19 protein-coding genes are annotated in these 24,372 nt (G+C 62.7%); 6 read left to right on the top strand and 13 right to left on the bottom strand.

Annotated features, from left to right (window positions below; genetic code table 11):
- Positions 1-5: 5 nt before the first annotated feature.
- On the bottom strand, positions 6-1,700 hold the full coding sequence (locus tag AAFG16_RS18330) for an ATPase, T2SS/T4P/T4SS family (RefSeq protein ID WP_342740086.1): 1,695 nt from the start codon (positions 1,698-1,700) through the stop codon (positions 6-8).
- Positions 1,701-1,919: 219 nt separating this feature from the next.
- Here AAFG16_RS18330 and gspD point away from each other — a divergent pair, with 219 nt between their 5' ends.
- A complete protein-coding gene (gene gspD, locus AAFG16_RS18325) occupies positions 1,920-4,211 on the top strand; it encodes a type II secretion system secretin GspD (RefSeq protein ID WP_342740085.1) in 2,292 nt (763 codons plus the stop codon).
- Between the two features lie 59 nt (positions 4,212-4,270).
- Positions 4,271-4,867 (top strand): A24 family peptidase, encoded by a 597-nt coding sequence (locus AAFG16_RS18320; protein WP_342740084.1) that lies wholly within the window; start codon positions 4,271-4,273, stop codon positions 4,865-4,867.
- A 210-nt stretch (positions 4,868-5,077) separates the two neighbouring features.
- Here the strand turns inward: AAFG16_RS18320 and AAFG16_RS18315 are convergent, their stop codons facing one another.
- From AAFG16_RS18315 to AAFG16_RS18295, 5 genes are all read right to left on the bottom strand, one after another.
- Positions 5,078-5,563: a tetratricopeptide repeat protein gene (locus AAFG16_RS18315; RefSeq protein WP_342740936.1), complete on the bottom strand. Its 486-nt coding sequence runs from the start codon at positions 5,561-5,563 to the stop codon at positions 5,078-5,080.
- Positions 5,564-5,778: 215 nt separating this feature from the next.
- Positions 5,779-6,576, bottom strand: a complete 798-nt coding sequence (locus AAFG16_RS18310; protein ID WP_094972568.1) for an enoyl-CoA hydratase/isomerase family protein — start codon at positions 6,574-6,576, stop codon at positions 5,779-5,781.
- Positions 6,577-6,617: 41 nt separating this feature from the next.
- A complete protein-coding gene (locus AAFG16_RS18305) occupies positions 6,618-7,817 on the bottom strand; it encodes an aminotransferase class V-fold PLP-dependent enzyme (RefSeq protein WP_342740083.1) in 1,200 nt (399 codons plus the stop codon).
- A gap of 252 nt (positions 7,818-8,069) precedes the next feature.
- Positions 8,070-9,353: an MFS transporter gene (locus AAFG16_RS18300; protein WP_342740082.1), complete on the bottom strand. Its 1,284-nt coding sequence runs from the start codon at positions 9,351-9,353 to the stop codon at positions 8,070-8,072.
- Positions 9,354-9,406: 53 nt separating this feature from the next.
- Positions 9,407-10,609, bottom strand: coding sequence for an alanine--glyoxylate aminotransferase family protein (locus tag AAFG16_RS18295; RefSeq protein WP_342740081.1), 1,203 nt, complete (start codon positions 10,607-10,609; stop codon positions 9,407-9,409).
- 132 nt (positions 10,610-10,741) lie between these two features.
- On the opposite strand from AAFG16_RS18295, the gene AAFG16_RS18290 reads away from it, so the two are divergent.
- The 3 genes from AAFG16_RS18290 to AAFG16_RS18280 all read left to right on the top strand — a co-directional run bounded on the left by AAFG16_RS18290 (position 10,742) and on the right by AAFG16_RS18280 (position 14,994).
- Positions 10,742-11,494, top strand: a complete 753-nt coding sequence (locus AAFG16_RS18290) for a GntR family transcriptional regulator (protein WP_283085713.1) — start codon at positions 10,742-10,744, stop codon at positions 11,492-11,494.
- A gap of 103 nt (positions 11,495-11,597) precedes the next feature.
- Positions 11,598-14,573 (top strand): FAD-linked oxidase C-terminal domain-containing protein, encoded by a 2,976-nt coding sequence (locus AAFG16_RS18285; protein WP_342740080.1) that lies wholly within the window; start codon positions 11,598-11,600, stop codon positions 14,571-14,573.
- Entirely contained in the window at positions 14,566-14,994 is a 429-nt protein-coding gene (locus AAFG16_RS18280; RefSeq protein ID WP_283085711.1) for a heme-binding protein, read from the top strand. Before AAFG16_RS18285 ends, AAFG16_RS18280 begins: the two co-directional genes overlap by 8 nt.
- Positions 14,995-15,700: 706 nt before the next feature.
- On the opposite strand, the gene AAFG16_RS18275 is transcribed toward AAFG16_RS18280, so the two are convergent.
- The 6 genes from AAFG16_RS18275 to AAFG16_RS18250 all read right to left on the bottom strand — a co-directional run bounded on the left by AAFG16_RS18275 (position 15,701) and on the right by AAFG16_RS18250 (position 21,816).
- Positions 15,701-17,053 carry an amidohydrolase family protein gene (locus tag AAFG16_RS18275; protein WP_342740079.1) on the bottom strand — a complete coding sequence of 451 codons (1,353 nt, stop codon included), beginning with the start codon at positions 17,051-17,053 and terminating at the stop codon, positions 15,701-15,703.
- 119 nt (positions 17,054-17,172) lie between these two features.
- Positions 17,173-18,066 carry an amino acid ABC transporter substrate-binding protein gene (locus AAFG16_RS18270; protein WP_342740078.1) on the bottom strand — a complete coding sequence of 298 codons (894 nt, stop codon included), beginning with the start codon at positions 18,064-18,066 and terminating at the stop codon, positions 17,173-17,175.
- A 76-nt stretch (positions 18,067-18,142) separates the two neighbouring features.
- Positions 18,143-18,910, bottom strand: coding sequence for an amino acid ABC transporter ATP-binding protein (locus AAFG16_RS18265; RefSeq protein ID WP_342740077.1), 768 nt, complete (start codon positions 18,908-18,910; stop codon positions 18,143-18,145).
- A gap of 50 nt (positions 18,911-18,960) precedes the next feature.
- A complete protein-coding gene (locus AAFG16_RS18260; RefSeq protein WP_342740076.1) occupies positions 18,961-19,656 on the bottom strand; it encodes an amino acid ABC transporter permease in 696 nt (231 codons plus the stop codon).
- On the bottom strand, positions 19,653-20,444 hold the full coding sequence (locus AAFG16_RS18255; protein ID WP_342740075.1) for an amino acid ABC transporter permease: 792 nt from the start codon (positions 20,442-20,444) through the stop codon (positions 19,653-19,655). Before AAFG16_RS18255 ends, AAFG16_RS18260 begins: the two co-directional genes overlap by 4 nt.
- A gap of 211 nt (positions 20,445-20,655) precedes the next feature.
- A complete protein-coding gene (locus tag AAFG16_RS18250) occupies positions 20,656-21,816 on the bottom strand; it encodes an aminotransferase class V-fold PLP-dependent enzyme (RefSeq protein ID WP_342740074.1) in 1,161 nt (386 codons plus the stop codon).
- Between the two features lie 214 nt (positions 21,817-22,030).
- Between AAFG16_RS18250 and AAFG16_RS18245 the strand changes: the two genes are divergently transcribed.
- Positions 22,031-22,828 carry an IclR family transcriptional regulator gene (locus AAFG16_RS18245; RefSeq protein WP_342740073.1) on the top strand — a complete coding sequence of 266 codons (798 nt, stop codon included), beginning with the start codon at positions 22,031-22,033 and terminating at the stop codon, positions 22,826-22,828.
- A gap of 29 nt (positions 22,829-22,857) precedes the next feature.
- On the opposite strand, the gene AAFG16_RS18240 is transcribed toward AAFG16_RS18245, so the two are convergent.
- A complete protein-coding gene (locus AAFG16_RS18240) occupies positions 22,858-24,147 on the bottom strand; it encodes a Glu/Leu/Phe/Val dehydrogenase (RefSeq protein ID WP_342740935.1) in 1,290 nt (429 codons plus the stop codon).
- Positions 24,148-24,372: the final 225 nt, after the last annotated feature.

Here is a 24,372-nt window from a genome sequence, read left to right as displayed (position 1 = left end):
GGGTTCTAGCGCACCGTCGTGACGCGGAAAACCTCGGGCACGGTGGTGAGCCCGGCCCGGCATTTGGCGACCGCATCCTCCAGCATCGTGGTCATGCCGCCGCGCATCGCGGCGGAATCGATGGAGTGGGAGTCGGTCTGCGGCCCGATCAGCCCGCGCACCTCGTCGGACATTTCGAGGATCTCGAACACGCCGTTGCGGCCGCGATAGCCGGTGCCGCCGCAGCGTTCGCAGCCGCCAGCCTCGTGCACGACCTCGCCGCACTTGAAGCCGATCACCGCAAAGCGCGGGTCCTTGGCAAGATCGGCCTCGGTCAACGTATGCGGCACCTTGCAGCGGCCGCAGAGCATGCGCACGAGGCGCTGCGCCACCACGGCGCGCAAGGTGGACTTCAGCAGAAATCCCTCGATGCCGAGATCGATCAGGCGCGGCACGGCGGCCGCTGCCGTCTCGGTGTGCAACGTCGTCAACACGAGATGGCCGGTCAGCGCGGCATGGATGGCGATATGAGCGGTCTCGGCGTCGCGGACCTCGCCGACCATGATCACGTCGGGGTCCTGGCGCACGAAGGCACGCATGGCGGAGGCGAAGGTCAGCCCGATCGACGGCTTGACCTGCGACTGGTTGATGCCCGGGATCTCGTACTCGACGGGATCCTCGATGGTGAGGATCTTGCGTGTCGGCTCGTTCAGGATCGACAGCATGGTCGCAAGCGTGGTGGTCTTGCCGCTGCCGGTCGGCCCGGTGATCACGATCATGCCGTGCGGCATCGCCAGCATCCGCGTCATCGCGCCCTCGTCCCGCGCGCCGAGCCCGAGCTTGCTCATCTCCAGCAGGCCGCGGTCGCGCGGCAACAGACGGATGACGGCGCTCTCGCCATGCTGCGTCGGCATGGTGGCGACGCGAACGTCGATCTCGCTGCGCCCGACGCGCACGCGCGCGGCGCCGTCCTGCGGCAGGCGCCGTTCGGCGATGTTGAGGCTGGCGAGAATCTTGATGCGCGAGATCAGCGCCTGCGGCGGGATGGCTTGCGGCGACGGCAGCGCGCGCAGCAGGCCGTCCACGCGCATGCGCACCGTGAGCCCGGCGCGGAACGGCTCGACGTGAATGTCACTGGCACGCAAGTCCACCGCGCGCTCCAATAGATCGTTGAGCGCGCGCACCACAGGTGCGCCGCTGGCGAGATCGCGCAGGCTTTCGATGTCGTCGTCGGACTGCTGCTGCAACCGGACGCCTTCGTCCGCACTTGTTTCGGCGGCGCCGGTCCTTTGGTCGAGAGCTGTCGTAATATCTTCATACGACGCGACGACAATGTCGACCCGCGTGCCGAAGACAATCTCGGCGGCGCGGATGGCGGCGGCATCCAAAGGATCGGCAATCGCTATTCCATAAGTTCCGTTCGAAGAGCGGAATGGAAATATGGTCGATTCCCGCAGGAATCTATGTGAGAAGCCGTCGAGGCAAGGCGTGATTGACAGTAACTGCGGAAGACCCAGCCGCGGCAGCCGAAAATGTTCCGAGACCTCGTCGGCAAATTCAGCTGACGAAAGGTCCATTGTCTCCCACAGCTCGCGAAGCGACCGACCGGATCCGGTATCTGTCGGACCATCGAGGCGCGCAAGCGCACGTGACGGCAACGAGCGCTTTGCAAGAAGATGCTGTTTGAAGGTGTCGACCGCGACGTCTTGCATGCCCTTCACCGCACCACGCTCGTTAGCAACACATCCATCTGGCCTGCCCACGACCATGGAGTCCACGATAGGTTTACTAGCAAGAAATGGCAGCGACGCAAATTTCGGCGCATACGATCCATGACGGATCAAACACATTTTTCGGCCACTCGAAGTGGCACTCGTCATATTTCGTTCAAACTACTCCAGTCGCTTTTGCGCCTCCGCACAGCGTTGCCTGGAGCGGTCGTGCTGTTGTCGTCTGCCTTCCTGCTCGGCGCCTGCATCGTCACCGCCGACCAATCCATCGAGGCCGACCCAAAAGATCCGCGCGCGCAGGACATTGCCGATAAAGTTCGCTCACTCGACCTGCAGCCGCGCCAACCCGCAGATACCGGCGCGAGCGGCATCGCCCAGTCGAAATCGTCGAAGCCTGCGATCTATCTCGGCGATGATGCAACGCCGCAGGGCAGTGCTGTAGCCGAGCGTGATGATGGCGGCGGCAGCGGCTATGATCTCAATTTCGAGAACGCGCCGGTGGCGACCGTCGCGAAGGTGATCCTCGGTGACGTGTTGAATGTCGGCTACACGATCGACCCGCGCGTGCAGGGTACCGTGACGCTGGCCTCGGTGCGCCCAGTGCCCAAGGCGGACGCGCTCTACGTGCTAGAGAATGCGCTGCGCATGTCCGGCGTCGCGTTGGTGCGCGACCGCACCGGCTATCGGCTGCTGCCGGCCCCGGAGGCAGGTCCCGGCGGCGTCGACCGCGCGAACGTCGCGGCCGGCCAGGGCATCTCCGTGGTGCCGCTGCGCTATGTCTCGGCCCAAAACATCTTCAAGCTGCTCGACGCGTTCGGCGTCAAGGCCTCGACCATGCGTCCCGACAACGCCCGCAACACGCTGATCATCAGCGGCAGCGGCTCCGACCGGGCGTCCGCCGTCGACACCATTCTCTCCTTCGATGCCGACTGGATGCGCGGACAATCCGTCGGCATCTTCCCGGTGCACAATTCCGCGCCGGAGCCCGTCATCAGCGAGATCGAGAAGATCATGGATTCCGGCGAAGGCGGGCTGAGCCAGAACGTGATCAAGCTCCAGGCGATCGCACGGCTCAACTCGATCCTCGTGGTGAGCCAGAAGCCGGAATATCTGAAGCGCGCGCAGACATGGATCGCGCGGCTCGACCGCTCCGACACCGACGGGGTGAACCTGAAATCCTATCCGCTGCGCTACGGCAACTCCAAGGTGATCGTGGCGATGCTGAACGACATGCTGCTCAACCAGGGCTCGGCGAACAGCTCGACGCTCGACAGCGCCTCGAGCCAGATCTCGCCCGGCTCCGGGATGTCGACGACGTCGTCCTCCACCAATCCCATCGCCTCGCTGAGCGCATTGCCGACCGCCGCTGCCGGCGCCACCACGCCGGTCAGCGGACCCGCCGGCTCGTCGTTCAGCGCCCGTCCCGCTCCGGCCGCCTCCGCGACGCCGGCGCAGGACAACGGCCTCGGCGGCGGACTGTCGGGCGGTGGCGGCGCGAAGCCCGGCGCCAACAGCATCCTGCAGAACGTGCGGATCACCGCCGACGTCACCAACAACGCCGTGCTCGTCTACGCCAACCAGGACGCCCAGCGCATCGTCGAGCAGACCATCCGCCAGATCGACCGGCCGCAGCGCCAGATCGCGATCGAGGCGACCATCGCCGAGGTGACGCTGAACAATCAGCTGAACTATGGCGTGCAGTTCTTCCTGGCGAGCCAGAAAGGCTCGATCTCCAACACCATTTCGGGCATCAGCAACAGCGCCACGATCGGCAGCAACACCGAGCCGACGAGCAACGCGGTCAACGCCGCCGCCGGCGCCCTGCTCGGGCGCGCTTTGCCCGGCTTCAATTTCCTGATCGGCTCCGAAAACTCGCCGCGCGTCGTGCTCGATGCGCTGCATAACGTCACCGACGTCAAGGTGCTGTCGAATCCCTCGCTGGTGGTGCTCGACAACCAGGCCGCGACCTTGCAGGTCGGCGACCAGGTGCCGTTCTCGACCGGCACCGCGACCGTGCTGACCGCCAACAACACCGTGGTCAACACCATCGACTACAAGAACACCGGCATCATCTTGCGCGTGCTGCCGCGCGCCAATGCCAACGGCAACGTCGTGCTCGACATCGAGCAGGAGATCTCGAGCGTCGCTGCCGGCAGTGCCAACTCGCTGACGCCGACGATCTCGCAGCGCCGGGTCAAGAGCTCGATCGCGGTGACGAGCGGGCAGACCGTGCTGCTGGCCGGCCTGATCAGCGAGACCGAGAACAGGCAGCGCCAGGGCATTCCGATCCTCGATTCAATTCCCGGCATGGGCGATGCCTTCTCGCATCAGACCAACACGCGTGCCCGCACCGAGCTGATCCTGTTCATCAGGCCGACCGTGATCAAGGACGGCGTCGATGCGCATGTCATCGCCGAGGAGATGCGCACGAAGATGAACAGCCGCCTGGTCGGGACCAGCAATCCCGTGGTCACCGTGAACCCGCCCAAGGTGGCACGCTAGAGCATGATCCGGACAAGCGCGCGGCGGCTTTCCGGAAGGACCATGCCCAGACGACAACCGTGACGGATCAGGTGGCGGACGAAGAGACGGCCCCTTCACTGGCGCTCGGCATCGCCCTGCTGCTGGGCGTGTTCGCGAGCCTCGTCATCGCGCCCGGCGCGGAAGGCCTCTACGGCGCATTCCTGGCTGCGCTGATGCTGGCGATCGCGGCGAATGACGCGCGCCACTACCTCATCCCGAACGAACTGACGGGCGCAGCTTTCGCCCTCGCCCTGCTCCGCGCCGGCGCGTTCGTACCCGACATCGGCATCGAGGCGCTGCTCTGGCCGCTGGCCCGCGCGGTGGCAGTCGCGCTACCACTGCTGCTGCTGATGCTGGTCTACCGCTACTGGCGCGGCCGCGACGGGCTCGGGCTCGGCGACGTCAAGCTGGCCGCGGTGTGCGGGGCCTGGCTCGATCTTGCCACTGTGGTTGCGGTGATCGAGCTTGCCGCGCTGCTCGCGATCGGCGCCTATGTCGGCAACGCGGTGCTGCAAAGGAAGCGGCTGCGCGCGACCGCCTTCCTGCCGTTCGGGCTGTTCCTGGCGCCGGCGATCTGGATCGGCTGGCTGGGCGAGACCTGGTATGTGAACTGGCTCAGCGGCTGGCCGGGCTAAGGCCTCATACCGCCACTGGCCGTGATTGGCAGCCCGCCCCGTACAAAAGCTCGAAAACAACCCCATGCACAGTAGACGGGGACAGCTTTATCAATGACTTGTCAGCCGACGCGGGGCAATTTCGGATTTTACGGAATCCATTTGACACGTCGGGCAAAACACTGGCACGATGTCACCATGGCCGCGGCGCGCCAGCCGGAATATTCGCGATCAATGCTCGCGGCTCGGCGCCCATTCCAGCGCCCGCAGACGGGCCTGCGCGATCTCCCCGCGTGTCATCTTGGTGGTGACGGCATCGCGGATCCGGGCCCGCGACTCCCGTACCGGCGGCGGTGCGGCGGCCGTCGACAGGTTGAGCCATTTGGAGGCCTCGACGATGTCCTGCGGCACGCCCTGGCCGCGGTCATAGAGCAGGCCCAGCGAATATTGCGCGCGGCTGTCGCCCTGCTCCGCCGCGCGGCGGTACCACATCGCGGCTTCCGTGTAGTTCATCGGCACGCCGCGGCCAGTCTCGAACAGGAAGCCGAGATAGGTCTGCGCTGGCGCATTGCCGTGCTCGGCGAGCGGAATGAAGATGCGGGAAGCCGTCACATAGTCCTGGCGCTGGAACGCGGCGACACCCTGGCGGAACGACTGGGCGTGGGCACCGGTGGCACCCACAAGCATCCAGCCGGCGACGCCGAGCAACATGAGCATGTGTCGCAGCGGCCGCCCCCCGTGGCTCGCAGCCTGATCGAGCCCAATCTTCCTCATCATGCAGCATCCCCGCCTATCACGCGGCAGCAGGCTATTCCGAACACATGACAGAATCATACGCCTCGCGATGCAATGCTGCATCTTGCCTGTGATACGGTGATGCCGATCGTCATGACGCCGCACATCGCGCGGCGCAAGATAGCGCGGGACGCGCGCTACTTGCCCTTCCAGACAGGGGTACGCTTGTTGAGGAAAGCGTCCATGCCTTCGCGAAAATCCTCGCTCATATAGGCCTTGAGGATCAGATCCTCGCCTTCCTCGCGCGACAGCGTGCGGCGGATGCGGCGCACCGCTTCCTTGGTGGCTTCGAGCGTCAGCGGCGCGTGGCTGGCGACAAGCTTTGCGGTCTCGTCGGCGCGGCGCTGGAGCGTCTCGACGTCGGGCACCACCTCGTTGAGCAGGCCGAGCGCAAGCGCTTCCGGCGCCTCGACGAGGCGCGCCTTGAAGATCATATCCTTGGTGCGGGCAGGCCCCACCAGCGCGACGACGCGGCTGATGTTGGACATCGACAGGCAATTTCCGAGCGTGCGCGCGATCGGAAAGCCCATGCGCGTCGTTTCGGTCCCGATGCGCAAGTCGCAGCAGGCCGCAATGCCGGCGCCGCCGCCGGTGCATGCGCCCGCGATCGCCGCGATCACCGGCACGCGGCACTGCTCGAGCGTGCCGAGCACGCGGTCGATACGGGCCTCGTAGTCGAGCGCGTCCTGCGCGGTCTTGAACGCGCGGAATTGCGAAATGTCGGTGCCGGAGGCGAAGGCCTTGTCGCCGGCGCCGGTGAGGATCAGCGCCTTGATCGATCGGTCGGCGTTGATCTCCTGGCAGATCTCCGCCATGCGGTCATACATGGCGAAGGTCATGGCGTTGCGCGCCTGCGGGCGGTTGAAGGTGATCCGCGCGATGCCGTCCGTGACGGAGTAGAGCAGGTCTTCGTTGGCAGTCGTCGGTGCGTTCATCGCGCGCTCACTTTCTTAGGTTGGTTCAGGCCGCCTGAACCTTACGCCACCTGGGCCTTGGTCATCGGCACCACGTCGCGTCCCTTCAGGACGTCCATGGCCGCCAGCACGCCGCCGCTCCGGTGCGGGATTTTTGCAAGATCGAGGCCCATCTCGACGCCGGCAAGCGTGCCCATCAGCATCAGATCGTTGAAATGGCCGATGTGGCCGATGCGGAACACCTTGCCCTTGACCTTGTTCAGGCCGGTGCCGAGCGACATGTCGAAATTCTCCAGCACCACCTTGCGGAAGGCGTCGGCGTCAAACCCTTCCGGGACGCGCACGCCGGTCAGCGCCGGCGAATGCGCGGCGGGATCGGCGCACTGCGTCTCGAGGCCCCAGACCTTGACCGCGGCGCGCGTCGCCGCGCTGTGGCGCTTGTGGCGGGCCCAGACGTTCTCGAGGCCCTCCTCCTCCAGCATCTTCACCGCTTCGCGCAGGCCGTAGAGCAGATTGGTCGCCGGCGTATAGGGGAAGGTGCCGAGCTTGTTGAAGGAGATGACCTCCTGCCAGTCCCAATAGGAGCGCATGCCCGGATTGGTCTTGGCGACGTTGAGCGCCTTCTCCGACACGGCGTTGAAGCCGAGGCCCGGCGGCAGCATCAGGCCCTTCTGCGAGCCCGCAACCGAGACGTCGATGCCCCAGGCGTCGTGCTCGTATTCCATCGAGCCGAGGCCGGAGATGGTGTCGACCATCAGCAGCGCCGGGTGCTTCACGCGATCGAGGATCTTGCGCACCTCCAGGGGCGGCGTCAGGCAGCCGGTCGAGGTCTCGTTGTGGACGACGCAGACCGCCTTGATCTTGTGCTGCTGGTCGGCGGCAAGGCGCTGCTCGATCTCGGCGAGGTCGGCGCCATGGCGCCAGTCGCTCGGGATGAAGTCGACGTCGAGCTTGAACTTGTCGGCGATGCCGCGCCACAGCACGGCGAACTGGCCTGTCTCGCACATCAAGACCTTGTCGCCGGGCGCGAACACGTTGACCATCGCCGCTTCCCAGGCGCCGGTGCCCGACGAGGGGAAGATGATCACGGGCTGCTTGGTGCGGAACACGCGCTGCATCGCGGCGAGGACGGCGAAACCGAGTTCGGCGAACTCCGGACCGCGATGGTCCAGCGTCGGCATGTCCATCGCCCGCAGCACGCGGTCGGGCACATTGGTCGGTCCTGGAATCTGTAAGAAATGCCTTCCAGTATGCACGGTCATCGGCGTCCTTCCCGGTCTAGCCTTGATTTTGGTGGCCGCCGAATAGCACCATTTGACCGGCTTGTCCCGTCTCCTAAAGGCGTCTCCCATGCATAACCGGCGGGCCCCCCGCCGCCCCTATTTCCACATGGCCGGGCTTGTCCCAGCCATCCACGCCTTGCCCCGCAGCGCGAAGAACGTGGATGCGCGCCGAAGCGGCTTCGGCCGCGCAGGCGGGACAAGCCCGGGCATGACGGGCAATTGTGAACGCCCCTACTCCGCAGCCACCACCCGGCCTGAGGGCAGGTGGCCCTCGGCCACGGTGAACGGGCGTTCCGGATGCATCAGGAAGGCCGAAAATCCGCCGAGCAGCAGCAGGCCCATCGACATCAGGAACGGCAGGTACCAGTTGCCGGTCGAGTCGATCACGAAGCCCGCGACCAGCGGCGAGACGATGGCCGCGAAGGCCGAGCCGGTGTTCATGAGTCCCGACGCGGTGCCGGAATATTTCGGGGCAATGTCCATCGGGATCGACCACATCGGGCCGATCACGAGCTCGGCGCAGAAGAAGCCCGCCGACAGGCACAGTGCGACGATCGTGATGTCGTGGACGAACAGGATCGGAAACAGCGAGAGCAGCGCCCCCGTAAATCCCGCAACAGTAACGCTGAGCCGCGCCAGGCGGACATTGCCGGTGCGGTCGAGGATCTTGTCCGAGAGCACGCCGCCGACGCTGTCGCCGACCACGCCGGCGAAGAACACGCCGGAGGCGAACAGCGCCGAGTTCTTGATGTCGAGATTGTAGTTGTTCTTGAAGAACAGCGGCAGCCAGTTCAGGTACAGCCACAGGCACCAGCCGTAGCAGAAATAGGTCAGCGTCACCGGCCACATCCGCCCGAGCAGCGGGCCCCACGGCACGCGCGGCCGCTCGCCGGTCGGGCGCGGCGGCAGCGCCGCGAGCTCGGCCTCGGTGATCGAGGCGTGGTCCTTCGGCTCGTTGCGGAAATACCAGACCCAGATCACGCCCCAGATCAGGCTCACGAAGCCGAGCACGACGAAGGCGCCGCGCCAGGTCAGCCACAGGATCAAGAGGGCCACCACCGGCGGCGTCACCGCGTTGCCGAACCGGGCGAAGGAATGGGTCAGCCCTTGCGCGAAGCCGCGGCGGTTCGCCGGCGTCCAATATTGCATCGCGCGCGTGGCCGTCGGGAACGTCGCGCCCTCGCCGAAGCCGAGCGCGAAGCGTGCGATGAACAGTGCCGCGAGGCCGGTGACGAAGCCGGTCATGATGGTAGCGGCCGCCCAGATCATGCCGCACCAGAACAGCGTCTTGCGCGGGCCGAAATGATCGCCGACCCAGCCTCCGATCACCTGGAACAGCAGATAAGGATAGGCGAAGGCGGAGAAGACGAGGCCGAGCTGGGTGTTCGACAGACCCAGCTCCTTCTGGATCTCGCTCGCGGCGGTGCCGATGTTCACCCGGTCGACATAGGTGATGAAATACATCGCGCAGAGCATCGCCAGCACGACATGCGTGGCCTTGAACCGAATCTTCATCTCCACCCTCCCTGATTGCTTGTTATGATTTTCAGCCGCGTGTCCCGCGCGGCTTAAGTGGCGACCACTTTCAGGTGTGGCGATGCATTGCCTTGCGGGCGCTGCTCCAAGAGCTTCATCGCGACATCGACGCCGCCGGAGCGATGCGGCACGCCTGCGACCGACAGGCCCATCTCGACGCCGGTAAGCGCGCCGAGCAGCGTCAGCGCATTGCATTCGCCGAGATGGCCGATGCGGAAGACCTTTCCGGCGACCTTCGACAAGCCTGAGCCGAGCGACATGTTGTAGTTCTCGAGCACAACTTTGCGGAACTGGTCGGCGTCATGGCCGGGCGGCATCAGCACTGCGGTCAGCACCGGCGAAAATTCCGACGGCTCCTGGCAGAGGATCTCGAGACCCCAATGATTGACTGCGGCGCGCGTCGCAGCCGCCAGCCGCTGATGCCGCGCGAAGACGTTGTCGAGCCCCTCCTCGAGCAGCATCGCGATCGCCTCGCGCAGCCCGTAGAGCAAATTGGTCGCCGGTGTGTAGGGGAAGAAGCCCTTGGCATTGGGCTTGAGCATCTCCTCCCAGTCGAAATAGGAGCGCGGCATCTTGTTGGTCTTGGACGCAGCCAGCGCCTTCTCCGAGATCGCGTTGAAGCCGAGGCCGGGCGGCAGCATGAAACCTTTCTGCGAGCAGCTGACGCTGACGTCGACCTTCCACTCGTCGTGGCGGTAGTCGACCGAGCCGAGCGAGGAGATGGTGTCGACCATCAGCAGCGCCGGATGCGAGGCGCGGTCGATCGCGGCGCGGATCTCTGCGATGCGGCTGGTCGCACCGGTCGAGGTCTCGTTGTGCACGACCATCACGGCCTTGATTGCGCGCGCCTTGTCCTCGGTGAGTTTTGCTTCGATCACGGCGGGATCGGCGCCACGGCGCCAGTCGCCGGGAACGAAATCGACCTCGATGCCGAAGCGACCCGCCATCTGCCGCCACAGCGTGGCGAAATGGCCGGTCTCGACCATCAGCACCTTATCGCCCGGCGACAGCGTGTTGACGATCGCGGCTTCCCAGGCGCCCGTCCCCGAGGAGGGGAAGATCACGACCGGGCCCTTGGTCTGGAAGATCTTCTGGCTGCCTTCGAGCACGCTGCGGCCGAGCTCGCCGAACTCGGCGCTGCGGTGGTCGATCACAGGCATGTCCATGGCGCGCAGGACGCGCTCGGGGACCGGGCTGGGGCCCGGAATCTGAAGGAAATGACGTCCCTGATGCATAAAAACCTCCTGTCGGCGAATTCTGGCCGGTTCTGGAGGCTATTTTGCATTCATTTTTTGTACTTTCAATCGAAATTTGGTATTCGATTGTTGGCGTCGACGCGCCCGAGCGGGCAAACTACTGTGCAGGAAATGAAATCCACGATTCCCGACACCGGGGTTCCGATCGCCCCTCCGCCCGCCAGCAATGGCGGCGATCGCCAGGAAAACCGTCACGAAGCCTCGCTTCACGGCGAGATTCTGCTGCGGCTGCGCGACTACGTGGTCGAGGGCAACATCCCCGAAGGCGCGCGCGTACCGGAACGGCAGCTCTGCGAGATGCTCGGCATCTCCCGCACACCGCTGCGCGAGGCCTTGAAGGTGCTCGCCGCCGAGGGCCTGATCGAGCTTCTGCCCAACCGTGGCGCGCGCGTCCGCCAGCTCAGCCAGCGCGACCTGGAAGAACTGTTCGACGTGATGGCGGGACTGGAGAGCCTTGCCGGGCGCCTCGCCTGCGAGGCGATTACGGACGCGGAAATCACCGCGATCGAGCAGCTGCATTACGAGATGTACGGCCACTACCTGCACCGCGACATGCACGGCTACTTCCAGACCAACCAGCGCATCCACGAGAGCATCGTCGCGGCCGCGCGCAACGAGACGCTGAAAACCGCCTACGCCAACTTCGCCGGCCGCATTCGGCGCGTCCGCTACTCCGCCAACTTCGCCCGCAAGCGGCAGCGCTGGGCGGAGGCGATGCGCGAGCACGAGGCCATCCTCGATGCGCTGCGCCGCAGAGCCGCCAGCGAGCTCAGCGACATCCTGTTCCAGCACTTGCGCAACAAGCGGACCGCTGCGATCGAGCACCTGACCGAGCCCCAAGAGCACGCGCCGGCTTCGCCATGAGGGCAGCCGGCTTGCTCATTTTGAATTCATAATATAATCGATCGGGAACCATAATGAATGACTCACAAGGCCTAGGCCTCGCTGGGGCAGTCCGGGATCAGGGATGACAAACGCTTCCTCGCTCGAACGGCGCCTGCGGTCGGAAGTGACCGGCGACGTCCTGTTCGACCCCTTCAGCCGCGGCCGCTACGCCACCGACGCCTCGTTCTACCAGATCATGCCGGCTGGCGTGGTAGTCCCCAGGACCATGGACGAGGCGCTGCGGGCGCTGGCGATCGCCCGCGATGAGGGCCGCAAGGTCACCCCGCGCGGTGGCGGCACCTCGCAATGCGGCCAGACCGTCAACGACGGGCTGGTGGTCGATCTCTCCAAGCACCTCAACCGTATCCTGTCGCTCGACGTCGAGGGCCGCACCTGCGTCGTCGAGCCCGGCATCGTGCTCGACGACCTCAACCGCCAGCTCAAAAAGCACGGCTTGTGGTTTCCGGTCGACGTCTCCACCGCCTCGCGCGCCACCATCGGCGGCATGGCCGGCAACAATTCCTGCGGCGGCCGCTCGCTCCGCTACGGCACCATGCGCGACAATACGCTGTCGATGGAGGCCGCCCTCGCCGACGGCACGCTGAGCCGCTTTGGCGAGGTGTCGCGCGATCTCTCCGACATCGATGCCAGTGACAGCGCACGGGCGCTATTCCGCGACATGCTCGATCTCGGCAGCCGCGAAGCCAACGAGATCGCGGCGCGCTTTCCAAAAGTGCAGCGCCGGGTCGGCGGCTACAATCTCGATGCGCTGGTGCCGCGCAACGCGCCGAACAACATGGCGCATCTGCTGGTCGGCTCCGAAGGCACCCTCGCCTTCACCACCAAGGTCGAGCTGAAGCTCTGGCCCGTGATCCGCAACAAGGCGCTCGGCGTCTGCCATTTCGGTAGCTTTTACGAGGCCATGGACGCGGCCCAGCACCTGGTCAAGCTCAAGCCGATCGCGGTCGAGCTGGTCGACCGCACCATGATCGCGCTCGGCCGCGACATCGCGATGTTCCGCCCGATCATCTCCGCCGCGATCAAGGGCGATCCGGATGCGGTGCTGGTGGTCGAGTTCGCAGAGGAAGACCAGGCGGACAATCTGCAACGCCTGAAGCAGCTCACCGAACTGATGGGCGATCTCGGCTTCGGCTGGAATAACGACACGCGCAAATGGGGCGGCGTGGTCGAGATCACCGAACCGGCGCTGCAGAGCGGCATCGCCGATTTCCGCGCCGCCGGCCTCAACGTCATGATGTCGATGAAGCAGGAGGGCAAGCCCGTCTCCTTCGTCGAGGACTGCGCCGTGCCGCTGCCGCATCTCGCCGACTACACCGCCCGGCTGAACGAGGTATTCGCGACGCACGGCACCAGCGGCACGATGTACGCCCACGCTTCCGAGGGCTGCCTGCATGTGCGGCCCGTGCTGAATCTGAAGCTGGAGAAGGACGTCAAGGCGATGCGCGCCATCGCCGAAGAGGCGTTTGCATTGGTGCGCGAATACAAGGGCTCGCATTCTGGCGAGCATGGCGATGGCCTGGTGCGCTCGGAATTCCACGAGACAATGTTCGGCGGGCGTCTCGTCGCCGACTTCAGGGAGGTGAAGCAGCGCTTCGATCCCGCTGGCGTCCTCAATCCCGGCAAGATCGTCGACGCGCCGAAAATGGACGATCGCTCGCTGTTCCGCTTCAAGCCGGACTATCGCGTTGGCGAACTGAAGACGAAGCTCGACTGGTCCGCCTGGCCCGGCGCCGGCGGCGGTTTCCAGGGCGCGGTCGAGATGTGCAACAACAACGGCGCCTGCCGCAAGCTCGAGGGCGGCGTGATGTGCCCGTCCTATCGCGCCACGCGCAACGAGAAGGATGTCACGCGAGGTCGTGCCAACACCTTGCGGCTCGCGATCTCCGGTCAGCTCGGCCCCGATGCGCTCGCCTCCGACGAGATGATGGAGACCCTAAAGCTCTGCGTGTCCTGCAAGGCCTGCCGCCATGAGTGCCCGACCGGCGTGGATATGGCCAAGATGAAGATCGAGGTGCTGGCCGCGCGCACCGCCTCGCACGGCCTGACGCTGCGGGACCGCCTGGTCGGCTATCTCCCGCGTTACGCCGGCCTTGCCTCGCGCTTCGCTCCGCTCGCCAATTTGCGCAACAGCAGCCCGCTGCTGCGAAAGCTGTTCGAGCGGTTTGCCGGCATCAGCGCGCGCCGGGCGCTCCCCGCCTTCCGCAGCGACGTGTTCGTGCCACCGGCCGACAGCGTTGGGCCAGAGGGCGGCCGTGAGGTCGTGCTGTTCGCCGATACGTTCAACCGCATCTATGAGCGCGAGAATCTCGACGCTGCGCTCCGCGTGCTAACGGCGGGTGGCTATCGCGTGCACATGCCCAAGCCTGCGAGCGGCAGTCGCCCGCTCTGCTGCGGTCGCACGTTCCTGTCGGCTGGTCTCGTCGATGAAGCGAGGTCCCAGCTTGATCGTCTCGTCGCCGCCTTCGCGCCGTTTGCCGCGCGCGGCGTGCCGATCGTCGGCCTCGAGCCGAGCTGCCTGTTGACACTGCGCGACGAACTCGCCTCACTGCGCAAGGACAAGGACGCCAAGGCCGTCGGCGCCCATGCGCTCACCTTCGAGGAGTTTCTGGTGCGCGAGGCCGAGGCCGGCCGGCTGCAATTGCCGCTCGGCCACGTCGCCGAAAAAGCCGTCGTGCACGGCCATTGCCACCAAAAATCCTTCGGCGCCTTCAAGCCGGTCGAACAGGTGCTGCGGCTCGTGCCCGGCCTGAAGGTCGAAACAATCGAGTCCAGCTGCTGCGGCATGGCCGGCGCCTTCGGCTATGGTGCCGACACCTATGATGCCTCAATCGAGATGGCCGAGCTGTCGCTGCTGCCGGCGGTGCGGCGCGCTGACGAGAGCACGCTGGTCGTCGCCGACGGCACCTCGTGCCGGCACCAGATCCATGACGGCGCCCAGCGCGAGGCGCTTCACGTCGCACGCGTCCTGGCAATGAGCCTCGATCGTGCCGGAACCAATTCCACCTCAACCGCTGCAAAGGAAACCAGCCATGGCTGACCTCACCCTCGACACCGCCCGCAAGATCCTCGACGCCGCCTTCGCAAAATCCGTCGAGCTGAAGCTGAAGCCGCTGGTCGTCACCATCCTGGACGCGCGCGGCGTACTCAAGATCGCCGCCGCGCAGGACGGCACCAGCCTGATGCGCGCCGAGATCGCGCACGGCAAGGCCTATGGCGCACTCGCAATGGGCATGGGCTCGCGCGCCCTGTTCCAGCGCGCCCAGGAGCAGGCCTATTTCATCGATGCCGTCAACACGATCGCCAAGGGCGCGCTGGTGCCGGTCCCTGGTGGCGTGCTGATCATGGACGGCGCGACCCTTCTGGGCGCGGTGGGCGTGTCCGGTGATACCTCCGACAATGACGAGGCCTGTGCGGTCGCGGGCATCCAGGCGGCGGGGCTGAAGGCCAACGCGGGGTAGCCTCCGCGCTACTGGAAGCCTGTGCCTTGCTATGCATCGAGAGATGGTCTCTCAGCAGGCTTGGTCGGGGATTCGAGCCCCTAGTCCGCTACACCGCGAAACCCGCTACTTCGGAAGTCCTGTCTTCTTAGCGGAGAGCAGCCTAACTCGGAACGTCGGGTCTCGACAGCCGGCCAAAAACCACCGTTCGCGCGCGATCCGTCGCCGCCAAAAATTTCAGCGAGTAGGTTCAAATCAGGGAGGCGCAACACCCGATTGTTGCGATTGGTAGAACAGGAAATTCCCAGGCTCGTGGCATGAACAATCCCGAGTTGGCAGCCCTGTTTTCTCGACGCCGCGGATATCTTCTAAGCTATTGATTTTTCTTGCCATGGCGTATGTTTCCACACGTTTTGTTCACGATCATTTCACCCAATTTGTTGTGAATTCGTCGCGGCCTTTCTCTCCGAGAACGGGGTTCGCCGTGAGTTGGGATTTTTGAAGGCCTGCGCCATGATGGCCAGGTTTGCACTCGGTGGCGCGTATTGGAATAGCGGCGATTTCAAACAGGCTTCAGAAGTGTGGAAGGCTATCATAGCCCGGTTCCCCGACCACGATCTTACCGCCTAGACGAGACAGTGATTTTGCACAGTTGCCCTGAGTGGTCGCCCGACGCCGAATTGACGCTCATGAAGATCGGCAAACTTTCAAAGCGATAGTCCGCCGTTCACGGCTGTGTCGCATCCTCTCGATGCCCCTTCCGAAAATACTGGAGCGCGTTGCCGCGCATGATTCGCTCGATCAGGCCACGGGTGTCCTCAAGCGCTATCCACCCTTCCGCGACGAGTTGAGAGAGTGCCTGCGCGATTCCACGGCGCGCGACGACCGCATGGCCATATATTGGCTCGACAGCGACATAGTCGCCACCGAAGGTAAAGAGCTTGTTGGACGGAACCGCCATCAGAAACTCCTTCAGAAAGCGAACGCCCGCCACCGGATTGATAATCCACGCCCAGCACATGTCGATCGCGGCGTTAGGATAATGTTTGGCCAGCGCGATAAACTCGTGCTCATATGGGTAGCCGATATGCATCAGGACGAAACGGGTCTCCGGAAAGTCTTGGAGCAGACGGCAGACGTCTGCCGCATTGTTGTGGGTACGGCCGAGTTGCATCACGCCGTAGCCGGCCAAAACGCCGGTATGCAGTTTAACCGGCAAGCCGCACTCGCCAGCCTTGCCGACGCAATAGCGGAATAGATAGTCTTGCAGCGCCTTGAGGTCCTCAGGACCGAGCGCGTGCAATGCGCCGACTCTGTCGGCATGGTGGGGAAATAGCCTGGCCGCATGCGCCTTGGTGACTGGCTCAAAATTCAGAGCACGCGAATAGGCAATTTGCGATTTTACAGCGACGGCCTTGGCGCCGTATGTTGCGAAATAGAAGTCGATGACGTCGAGCCACTCATCGAGCGTCGTTGGGCACCTGCCTGTCTCCGCCTCCACCCACGCGAAGTCCGCAGCACTGCACCGGCACAATTGAAGGATGCTTATGTCGTGATCGAGCAAGCCGGGCTGCTCGGTCTCCATAAAGATGCGTTGTAACGAGTTGACGTGGCAGCCCTTGATGTTTGCTAGGCCCAGGATGCGTGCGTAGAATCCGGGCTGAACGGTTTCACGGTATTTCTCGGCGATGCGGGGCAGGCTCTCGGCGGTCAGGTCCTCTTCACCGTAAATGCCGCGAAACGTATGACGCAGGGCTTGGGCATAGCCCGTGTGGCGGATGCGGTCCCAGTAGGGGGCGATCAGCCGATACTTTTCCTGGCTCGGAAGATCCGGCCCGAGAAACCTGCGCAGGTCAGCTGCCGGCAGACCGGCAACCACCAGATCCTCAGCGGCATAAGATCTGAATAGATAGGCCCAGTCGTTGCACGGCAATGTTCGTGGATGGATCGCTCCGGACAGGCGCTGACTTTCCTCAATCAGATGCTCATGGGTATCCACAAAGGGCGTCTCCTCGACCCATCGTGCGATCCGTCGATCGAAGTCCGTCGTTGTCTCCCAGCCGACCGCCACTTTACGCATTTTGGACTCCCTTCAGGTAAGACAGTCGCCTGCGTTCTCATGTGTGATCGCGCAAGCGTTAGACCATGGTGCAGGTCTGGCGGCAGCCACCGGGCCCTTCGGGACCGCCGCGGGCAAGATCAGTTGTTGACCACATCACTGGGATGGGCAACGCGCTCTTTAAGGGCGTCGGTCATTGGGAAGCCGAGATTGATGTTCTTCGGAGGGATCGCAGCCATGAACCATTTGTCGTAGATCTTAGTGAACTCGCCGGACGCCATGAGCTTGGAGAGAACGTCGTCGACCACCTTCTTGAAGTCGGGATCATCCTTCGAGAACATCAGGCCATAATAGTAGATCGTGCCGTAGTTGGCTTTCAGGAAGGTGAGGTCAGCGGGTTTGGAATAGTCCGCCCTCATACCGGCCAAGAGAATGTCGGCTTCGACCCACGCGGCTGCACGCCCGGTGGTCAGCAACAGTAATGATTCCGCATGGTCCTTAGCTTGCGCGATGGTCAGATTGAGATCGTCGTCCTGCGAAATGCCTTTGGCAATGCCGAGAGCATCGGACCCCTGTGTGACGACAACGGTCTTTCCCCTTAGGTCTTTCGGTGTCTTGAGCCCGCTCGACACCTTTGTGAGCCAAGCCGTTTGGCTGGCGAAGGTTGAAACGCTGAATGAGACCTGTTCCAGACGCTGCTTGCTGCTGGCAGTGCCGCCGCACTCGAGATCGATCGTGCCGTTCTGGATCAGCGGGATGCGGTTGGACGAGTTGACCGGCGTGAGCTTGACCTGAAGATCTGGGGTGCCGAGATCGGCCTTCAGACGATCGACGACGTGCGTGCATAAGTCCAGGGAAAACCCGACGGGCTTCTGGTCAGCACCGAGATAGGAAAAGGGAATCGAAGTTTCGCGATAACCGATGGTGATCGCTTTTTTTGACCTGATGTTGTCGAGCGTTGGCCCCGCCAGAGCCGCGGAGACCGAGAATACCGCGATCGCAATCGCGGAAGGCAGTGCAGGCATTCTAGACATGGAACCCCTCTGTTCGAGTGAGACGCGTCTTTGCGTCTTGTTGGTTGAGACGATGAGGATCGCGCAGAGCGCGGCCTCAGTGAATAATTTGGTTGAGGAAGATCTTGGCTCGCTCCGTGTTCGGTGCGCGGAAGAAAGTTTCGGGATCCCCCTCTTCCACGATTGTGCCGCGATCCATAAAGACCACACGATCCGCAACGTCGCGCGCAAAACCCATTTCGTGCGTGACACAGACCATCGTCATCCCGTCCTGCGCGAGCTCAACCATGGTTTCGAGCACCTCTTTGACCATTTCCGGGTCGAGGGCAGAGGTCGGTTCGTCGAACAGCATGATCTTGGGCTGCATGCACAACGCGCGAGCTATAGCGACACGCTGCTGCTGACCGCCCGACAATTGCGCGGGATACTTCTTGGCCTGATCGTGGATCCGGACCTTCCTCAACAGCACCATCGCCCGGTCATGTGCCTCAGACTGAGCAAGCCCCCTGACTTTCATCGGAGCCAGCATGCAATTTTCGACCACCGAGAGATGCGGAAACAGGTTGAAGCTCTGAAAGACCATTCCGACCTCGCAGCGAACGCTGTTGATGTCCCGAATCCGATCTGTCAGTTCAACTCCATCGACGACGATCCGGCCGGAATCGTGCTTTTCGATATGGTTGATGCAGCGGATCAGAGTCGACTTGCCCGAACCCGACGGGCCGCAGAGCACAATCTTTTCTCCTTTTGCGACGGTGAGACTGACATCGCTGAGGGCGTTGAAGCTGCCGAACCGCTTGACGAGGCGCTCTACAACGACCATCGGAAACTGGTCGCCCGGGCTAACTGCTCGCTCTTGCTGCATGCTGGTCTCCGTGTTGTATAGCCCAAGGGAACGACAGGCCGTTGCATTGACTATCGGTGCGCGCCCGCGACCGCGTATCGCTTGCGGAGCGAGGCGACGAATTGGGACGCGGCGGAGCTTATGATGAGATAGACAACGGCCACCGCCAGATACATCTCGACGAGACGACCGTTGAGCTGCGCAATCTTCGAAGCCGCACCAAGGAGATCAGTGAGCGACAGGACGTAGACGAGGGAGGTATCCTGAAACAGAATGATCGTCTGACTGAGTATGATCGGACTGGCGACCCGGAACACCTGCGGCAAGACGATGTGGCGATAGGTGTCGAATGTCGACAAGGCGAGAGCATGGCAAGCTTCGAATTGTCCTTTGTTTACCGCGCGCAACCCGACGCGGATGATTTCCGAATAGTAGGCGGCCTCGAACAAGCCGAACGTGATGAACGCCGTATAGGTGGCACCGACCGGAATCGGACGACCATTGCCTGAAAGGTGCCCCAAAACGATGGGCACCAGGAAGAAAAACCAGAACAAGACGAGGATGAGCGGAATCGATCGCATCAGGGCGACGTAGCTGCGGACGAGCTGGCTCAGAATGCGGAGCTCAAAGTGCTGCACGAGGGCGAAGAGCGTTCCAAGAAGCATTCCGATCAGGAAGGCGGCTGCCGTCAAGGAAAGCGAGAACAGCAATCCTGACCATAGATAGGGCCATGCCTGCGCGACAATCGCTAAATCGAGGCTGTTCATTTCACGACCTCCATGTCGCCAGGCAAAGGACTTTCGAGCATCGCGTCGTCGACATCTGCCCCTACGGCTTCCCTGCCCGGTGCGGTACCGGGAATGCGCACAGCTTTGTCGATGAGCATCATCGTCTGGTAGGCGATCAGAGCCAAAGCGAGATAGATGAGCGTGGCGGCCCCAAATGCAGCGAAGGTCTGGAACGTAGCATCGCTGATTTGGCGCGCCTGAGCGGTCAGCTCCATCAAGCCAATGGTCAGCGCAACAGACGTATTCTTGTAGATGCCCATCACCTCGCTTGTCAGACTTGGCACGATGAGGCGGAGTGCCTGCGGCAGGATGATGTGGCGATAGGTCAGATATCCGCTTAGGCCGAGCGCGGCAGCCGCTTCGGTTTGCCCGTTAGGCAAAGCTTCGATGCCTGCGCGAACCTGTTCTGCGATGCGCGCGGCGGTGTAAAGGCTCAAGCACCACAAAGCCGGAAAGAAAGATCCCCAGGGCGGGGGTATCTGCTTTATCCAATCACCCATGGCACTCGGAAGAAGCTCGGGCAGGACGAAGTACCAGAGGAACATCTGCACGAGGACGGGGATGTTCCGGAAGATCTCCACGTACAATCGCGCCAAGGCCCCGTAGAAGGGGCTTCGTACGGTTCGACCTATGCCGACGACAACTCCGATCGCGAACGCAATCCACCAACCGAGGAAGGCAATCGCCAACGTCCAACCAAGACCCGAAAGAAGCCAATCGATGTATCGCTGGCCATCCATGGTCTTTTCAAGAAGAACTCCGAACATCGCGAACCTCACGATTGCAAGCGTGCTCGACGACCATGCTCCGCATGGCGGGTCGTCGTGCGCTTTGTGCCGGCACTCATCGACCGCATTACTTCAATGCGCGATCCTCTCCTTTGACGCGCCGGTAAGCGGGAGGGCATGACCTTCGCTCTTCGGCGGGATCTGGCCGCTGCCTCGCGCGCGTTGTCTCGAACAGCTCCCATGCCAAATTCTAAGCGGCCCTGGATGACTTTTTTGATCGGCGTCCACGGATGAGATGAACCAGACGATCCACATCGGTGATCGTGTTGAACATGCCGAACGACACACGGATGCCGTCGCGCTCGGGGGAAACACGTACGCCATTCTCCTCGAAGTAACCGAGCCATTCTGTCGCGGGCAAGCCAACGACGTAGATGTGGGGCGATCGATATTGCCGCTGGCGGGGACCGACGAGACTGAGGTCGAGCTCGTCCAGCTGGGCAATGAGATGATCGCCCAAGTCGAAGCAATGGTTCTGGATGTTCTGGACGCCGATCTGCTCGATCATGTCGAGCGAGGCTCCGAGCGCGTGAATTGCCGGAAGATTGAAGTTTCCTAGTTCAAAACGCCGCGCGGTGGGAGACGGCGCCAAGCGGTCAGGGCGAGCGATGAGATCTTCAGGACTCTCGGCGAGACTGGCAGCGGCGAGGTAGGCGGGCTCAAGCTCCTTCCGGGTCTTGTCCCAATAGAGCAGCCCGAGACCTTGAGGGACGAGCAACCCCTTGTGACTCCCGGAGCCAACGAAGGTTGCCTGGATGGCTTTCGCGTCGATCGGAACGACCCCGATCGCTTGCATGACGTCGACGACGAAGTAGAGCTTCTTGGCCGCGCACAGAGCGCCGATGCTCTCGATATCGAAGCGATGTCCGGCGTGGAAGGTGACGTACGACAGGGAGATCGCGCGGGTCTTCTCGTTGATGTGAGGAAGGAAAGTGTCGGCGTTTACGACGTCCGTCATCGGAAGGAAGTTGATCTGGACGCCCTTCTTCTTCAAATTGAGAAAGGCATAGGCGTTGTTCGGATGATCCCCATGGATCATCAAAGCATTGTCGCCAGCACACAGAGGCAACGCGTTCGCCGCGATGTTCATGCTTTCCGACGTGTTCTTCGTGAAGGCAATTTCGTCAGCCGACACCCCAAGGAAACGGGCGACTTTGGCGCGCGTTTGCTCGACCCGGTCGAGCCATACGCTTTTCGGTCCGGCCGTCTCCAGGCCTTCACGAAGGAAGGTTTCGATCGCCGCCATTACGGGACGCGCCAGCGGCGTCTGAAAGCCGGAGTCGAGATAGACCATCCTATCGGCTGCCGGGAACTCCTTGCGCACAGCTTCCACGTCGTAATGACGGGACATTCCATCTCCTCTTCGAACAGGTCCCGAACCAGCCGAATCCAGGACTCAGCCGCTCCCCCACCCCGGCCCGTGCTATTGCACAAAAACCAATCAGATGGCGACAACGCCAACGATATGAGCAACGGGGAGGTGCATTCAAACAGTATTGTCATATTTTAGTATGAATTACTCCGGAAAATGATAATTATGGACTCCGCTATTCGAGGAGATTCGCATGGCGGATCAAGAAAAGGCGGTTGGGCCTCTAGACCGGGCCTTCGCCATCGTGGGTTACGTCGCCAATCAGACGAAGGCCGTCTCGGTTGCGGAAATCGCAAATGCGCTGGCATTGCCGATCCCGACGGCCCATCGGCTTGTTGGAAATCTGGAAGAACGCGGCCTGCTTCAGAAGGCGCTGGGATCGAAGCGCTACGTGGTAGGCAATCAGTTGGTCACGCTATCCGCCAAAGTCATCGGCGCGGCCTTTCGCACGGCGCGGCGGCATGCGGTGCTCCGCGCGGTTGCCGGTGAAATCGGCGAGCAGTGCGAGATCGGAGTCGTACGCGACAATGTCGTCGCCTACGTCGACAGCGTACGCGTCTCTCAGCCACAGGGCCTTCAATTCAATCCCGGCGAGGCTGCTCCACTTCACTGCACCTCGACCGGAAAGATCTACATGAGCCGGTTACCCGAGAGAGCCCGCGAGAAGTTGTGTCGCTCCCTCACTCTGACGCAGTACACTGACAACACCATCGTGGACTGCGATACGCTCCTGAGGCTTCTCGCGGAGACACGTCATCACGGTTGGGCCAAGACCAATGAGGAATATGTAAAGGGCGTCGTCGGGTGCGCTGTTCCCATCGTTTCCCCTGACGGAGAGCTGATAGCTTGCCTCGGTGTATCGGTGCCCGTGGCGCGAGTAAGTTTTGCAGAGCTTGACCGCTTCATTCCTCCACTTCAAAGAGCCGCCGTGCTCCTGTCGCAAACCATCCTTCAGACGGACAGTGAGGACGAAACACTCGAGCATACTTAAGGATAAGGACTCGCCATTGTCTCCGTTCCTCAGATCCCGATCGCTTCATAGGCTTCGGCGATTTGTCGGATGGAGGCGACATAGGCCGCGGTCCTGTAATCGCCGAGTTGGGGCTGTTCTTCCATGAGATCTGCAATACGTGCCCAGGTGCTCCGCATGACGTCCTCAAGGCCGGATCGAACGAGGTCGATTTCTGCGCCTCCTTCAAGAAACTCATCGCGCATATCGGCAGGGAACTCCTTGCCGGTCATCTGTTCAAGCGCCGCGGCGATCGTCTGGTTTCGCCTTTCTCGGCGCCGCCGTTCCATCAAGCCGAAGGGGATGCGCGTCAGATTTTTCGCCCACTCGAAATAGCTAACGACCACGCCGCCGGCATTCACATAGAGATCCGGCAGGATAGTTACTCCTCGGGAACGGAGCATCTTGTCAGCCTCGAAAGAGACAGGGCCGTTGGCAGCTTCTACCACAAGATGAGCCCTTATGCGGCCCGCGTTTTCCGGATGAATGGCGTTCTCCATCGCCGCAGGAATGAGGACGTCACAGGGCAATTCGATGCCCGTCATATCGCCAGCGACGGACGTTGCGCCAGGAAAGCCAAGAATGCTGCCCGTTAGGAGCTGATGCTGCTTTAGCAGCTCAATGGGGAGGCCCTTCGGATTGGCGACATAGCCGTCCCGCTCCGCAATGTCGATTACGCGGGCGCCGTCCTCTTCGGACAGGAACTTTGCGACGTGATAGCAGGTGCGCGGATCGCGAAGATAGCTCTGGATCGCAAACTGCACGCCCCTGCCCGTTGCCTCGACGCGACCGGCAATACCGCCCTTCGACAAAGGCTTGCCAGTTACGCAGGCGCGCGCATTGACGACATCAGTCGGGTTGGCGCGGCGGAATTCGTCCATCATCCAAGCCATTTCCCGCTCGCTTGTGCCGATGTCCGGGGCCGGAACGTTGACACCGGAGCCGATCAGGCCGCGCTTGTTAAGTTCCTGGGTGAAGCGGCGGGTGATGCGCTCGAGCTCCTGCGGGGTCCATTCGCGCGGGTCAATCTTGAGGGCCCCCTTCGAGCCGCCAAATGGTACATCGACAAGCGAGCATTTGAGCGTCATAAGCGCAGCAAGCGCCTCCACCTCTTCGGCATCGGCGTTTGGCGCGTAGCGAATACCGCCTTTTACGGGTTCAGAGTGCTCGCTGTGGACTGATCGCCAGCCGATGAAGCTATACATGCGGCCGCGTAGTCTCACGCCGAAGCGGACCGTATAGGTCGAGTTGCATTGAATGATCCGCTCGGCCAATCCTTCAGGGAGATCGAGAAACGTCATGGAATGACGGAAGTTCTGGTCGACGCTTTCAAGAAAGCCAGCAGAGTTGGCCTGCATCACGCATCTCTCATTGTTGTAACAGCGCCTACGCGCAGCGATGTCTTCTGGTAGCTCGCTTCACCTACTCGAACCCGTCGTGGTGAGTTCGCATGCACCGTCGATTCCTTTTTGACGGCTAAGAGTGTTTGGGCCTCAAGTCGCCATCTCTCCAATGAGCGGCGTGTT

It is taken from the genome of Bradyrhizobium sp. B117 (assembly GCF_038969555.1).
Taxonomy (GTDB): Bacteria; Pseudomonadota; Alphaproteobacteria; order Rhizobiales; family Xanthobacteraceae; genus Bradyrhizobium.
The sequence above is the reverse complement of the archived record's forward strand: the minus strand, read 5'-3'. Positions and strand labels throughout refer to the sequence as shown.

Excerpts from the sequence above, each read along its gene's own strand:
- AAFG16_RS18285 (WP_342740080.1), top strand. The coding sequence starts at position 11,598 with ATGACAAACGCTTCCTCGCTCGAACGGCGCCTGCGGTCGGAAGTGACC.
- AAFG16_RS18300 (WP_342740082.1), bottom strand. The coding sequence starts at position 9,353 with ATGAAGATTCGGTTCAAGGCCACGCATGTCGTGCTGGCGATGCTCTGC.
- AAFG16_RS18255 (WP_342740075.1), bottom strand. The coding sequence starts at position 20,444 with ATGTTCGGAGTTCTTCTTGAAAAGACCATGGATGGCCAGCGATACATC.
- AAFG16_RS18280 (WP_283085711.1), top strand. The coding sequence starts at position 14,566 with ATGGCTGACCTCACCCTCGACACCGCCCGCAAGATCCTCGACGCCGCC.
- AAFG16_RS18260 (WP_342740076.1), bottom strand. The coding sequence starts at position 19,656 with ATGAACAGCCTCGATTTAGCGATTGTCGCGCAGGCATGGCCCTATCTA.
- AAFG16_RS18245 (WP_342740073.1), top strand. The coding sequence starts at position 22,031 with ATGGCGGATCAAGAAAAGGCGGTTGGGCCTCTAGACCGGGCCTTCGCC.
- AAFG16_RS18275 (WP_342740079.1), bottom strand. The coding sequence starts at position 17,053 with ATGCGTAAAGTGGCGGTCGGCTGGGAGACAACGACGGACTTCGATCGA.
- AAFG16_RS18310 (WP_094972568.1), bottom strand. The coding sequence starts at position 6,576 with ATGAACGCACCGACGACTGCCAACGAAGACCTGCTCTACTCCGTCACG.
- AAFG16_RS18270 (WP_342740078.1), bottom strand. The coding sequence starts at position 18,066 with ATGTCTAGAATGCCTGCACTGCCTTCCGCGATTGCGATCGCGGTATTC.
- AAFG16_RS18240 (WP_342740935.1), bottom strand. The coding sequence starts at position 24,147 with ATGACGTTTCTCGATCTCCCTGAAGGATTGGCCGAGCGGATCATTCAA.
- AAFG16_RS18265 (WP_342740077.1), bottom strand. The coding sequence starts at position 18,910 with ATGCAGCAAGAGCGAGCAGTTAGCCCGGGCGACCAGTTTCCGATGGTC.
- AAFG16_RS18250 (WP_342740074.1), bottom strand. The coding sequence starts at position 21,816 with ATGTCCCGTCATTACGACGTGGAAGCTGTGCGCAAGGAGTTCCCGGCA.
- AAFG16_RS18305 (WP_342740083.1), bottom strand. The coding sequence starts at position 7,817 with ATGACCGTGCATACTGGAAGGCATTTCTTACAGATTCCAGGACCGACC.
- AAFG16_RS18295 (WP_342740081.1), bottom strand. The coding sequence starts at position 10,609 with ATGCATCAGGGACGTCATTTCCTTCAGATTCCGGGCCCCAGCCCGGTC.
- AAFG16_RS18290 (WP_283085713.1), top strand. The coding sequence starts at position 10,742 with ATGAAATCCACGATTCCCGACACCGGGGTTCCGATCGCCCCTCCGCCC.
- AAFG16_RS18315 (WP_342740936.1), bottom strand. The coding sequence starts at position 5,563 with ATGCTCATGTTGCTCGGCGTCGCCGGCTGGATGCTTGTGGGTGCCACC.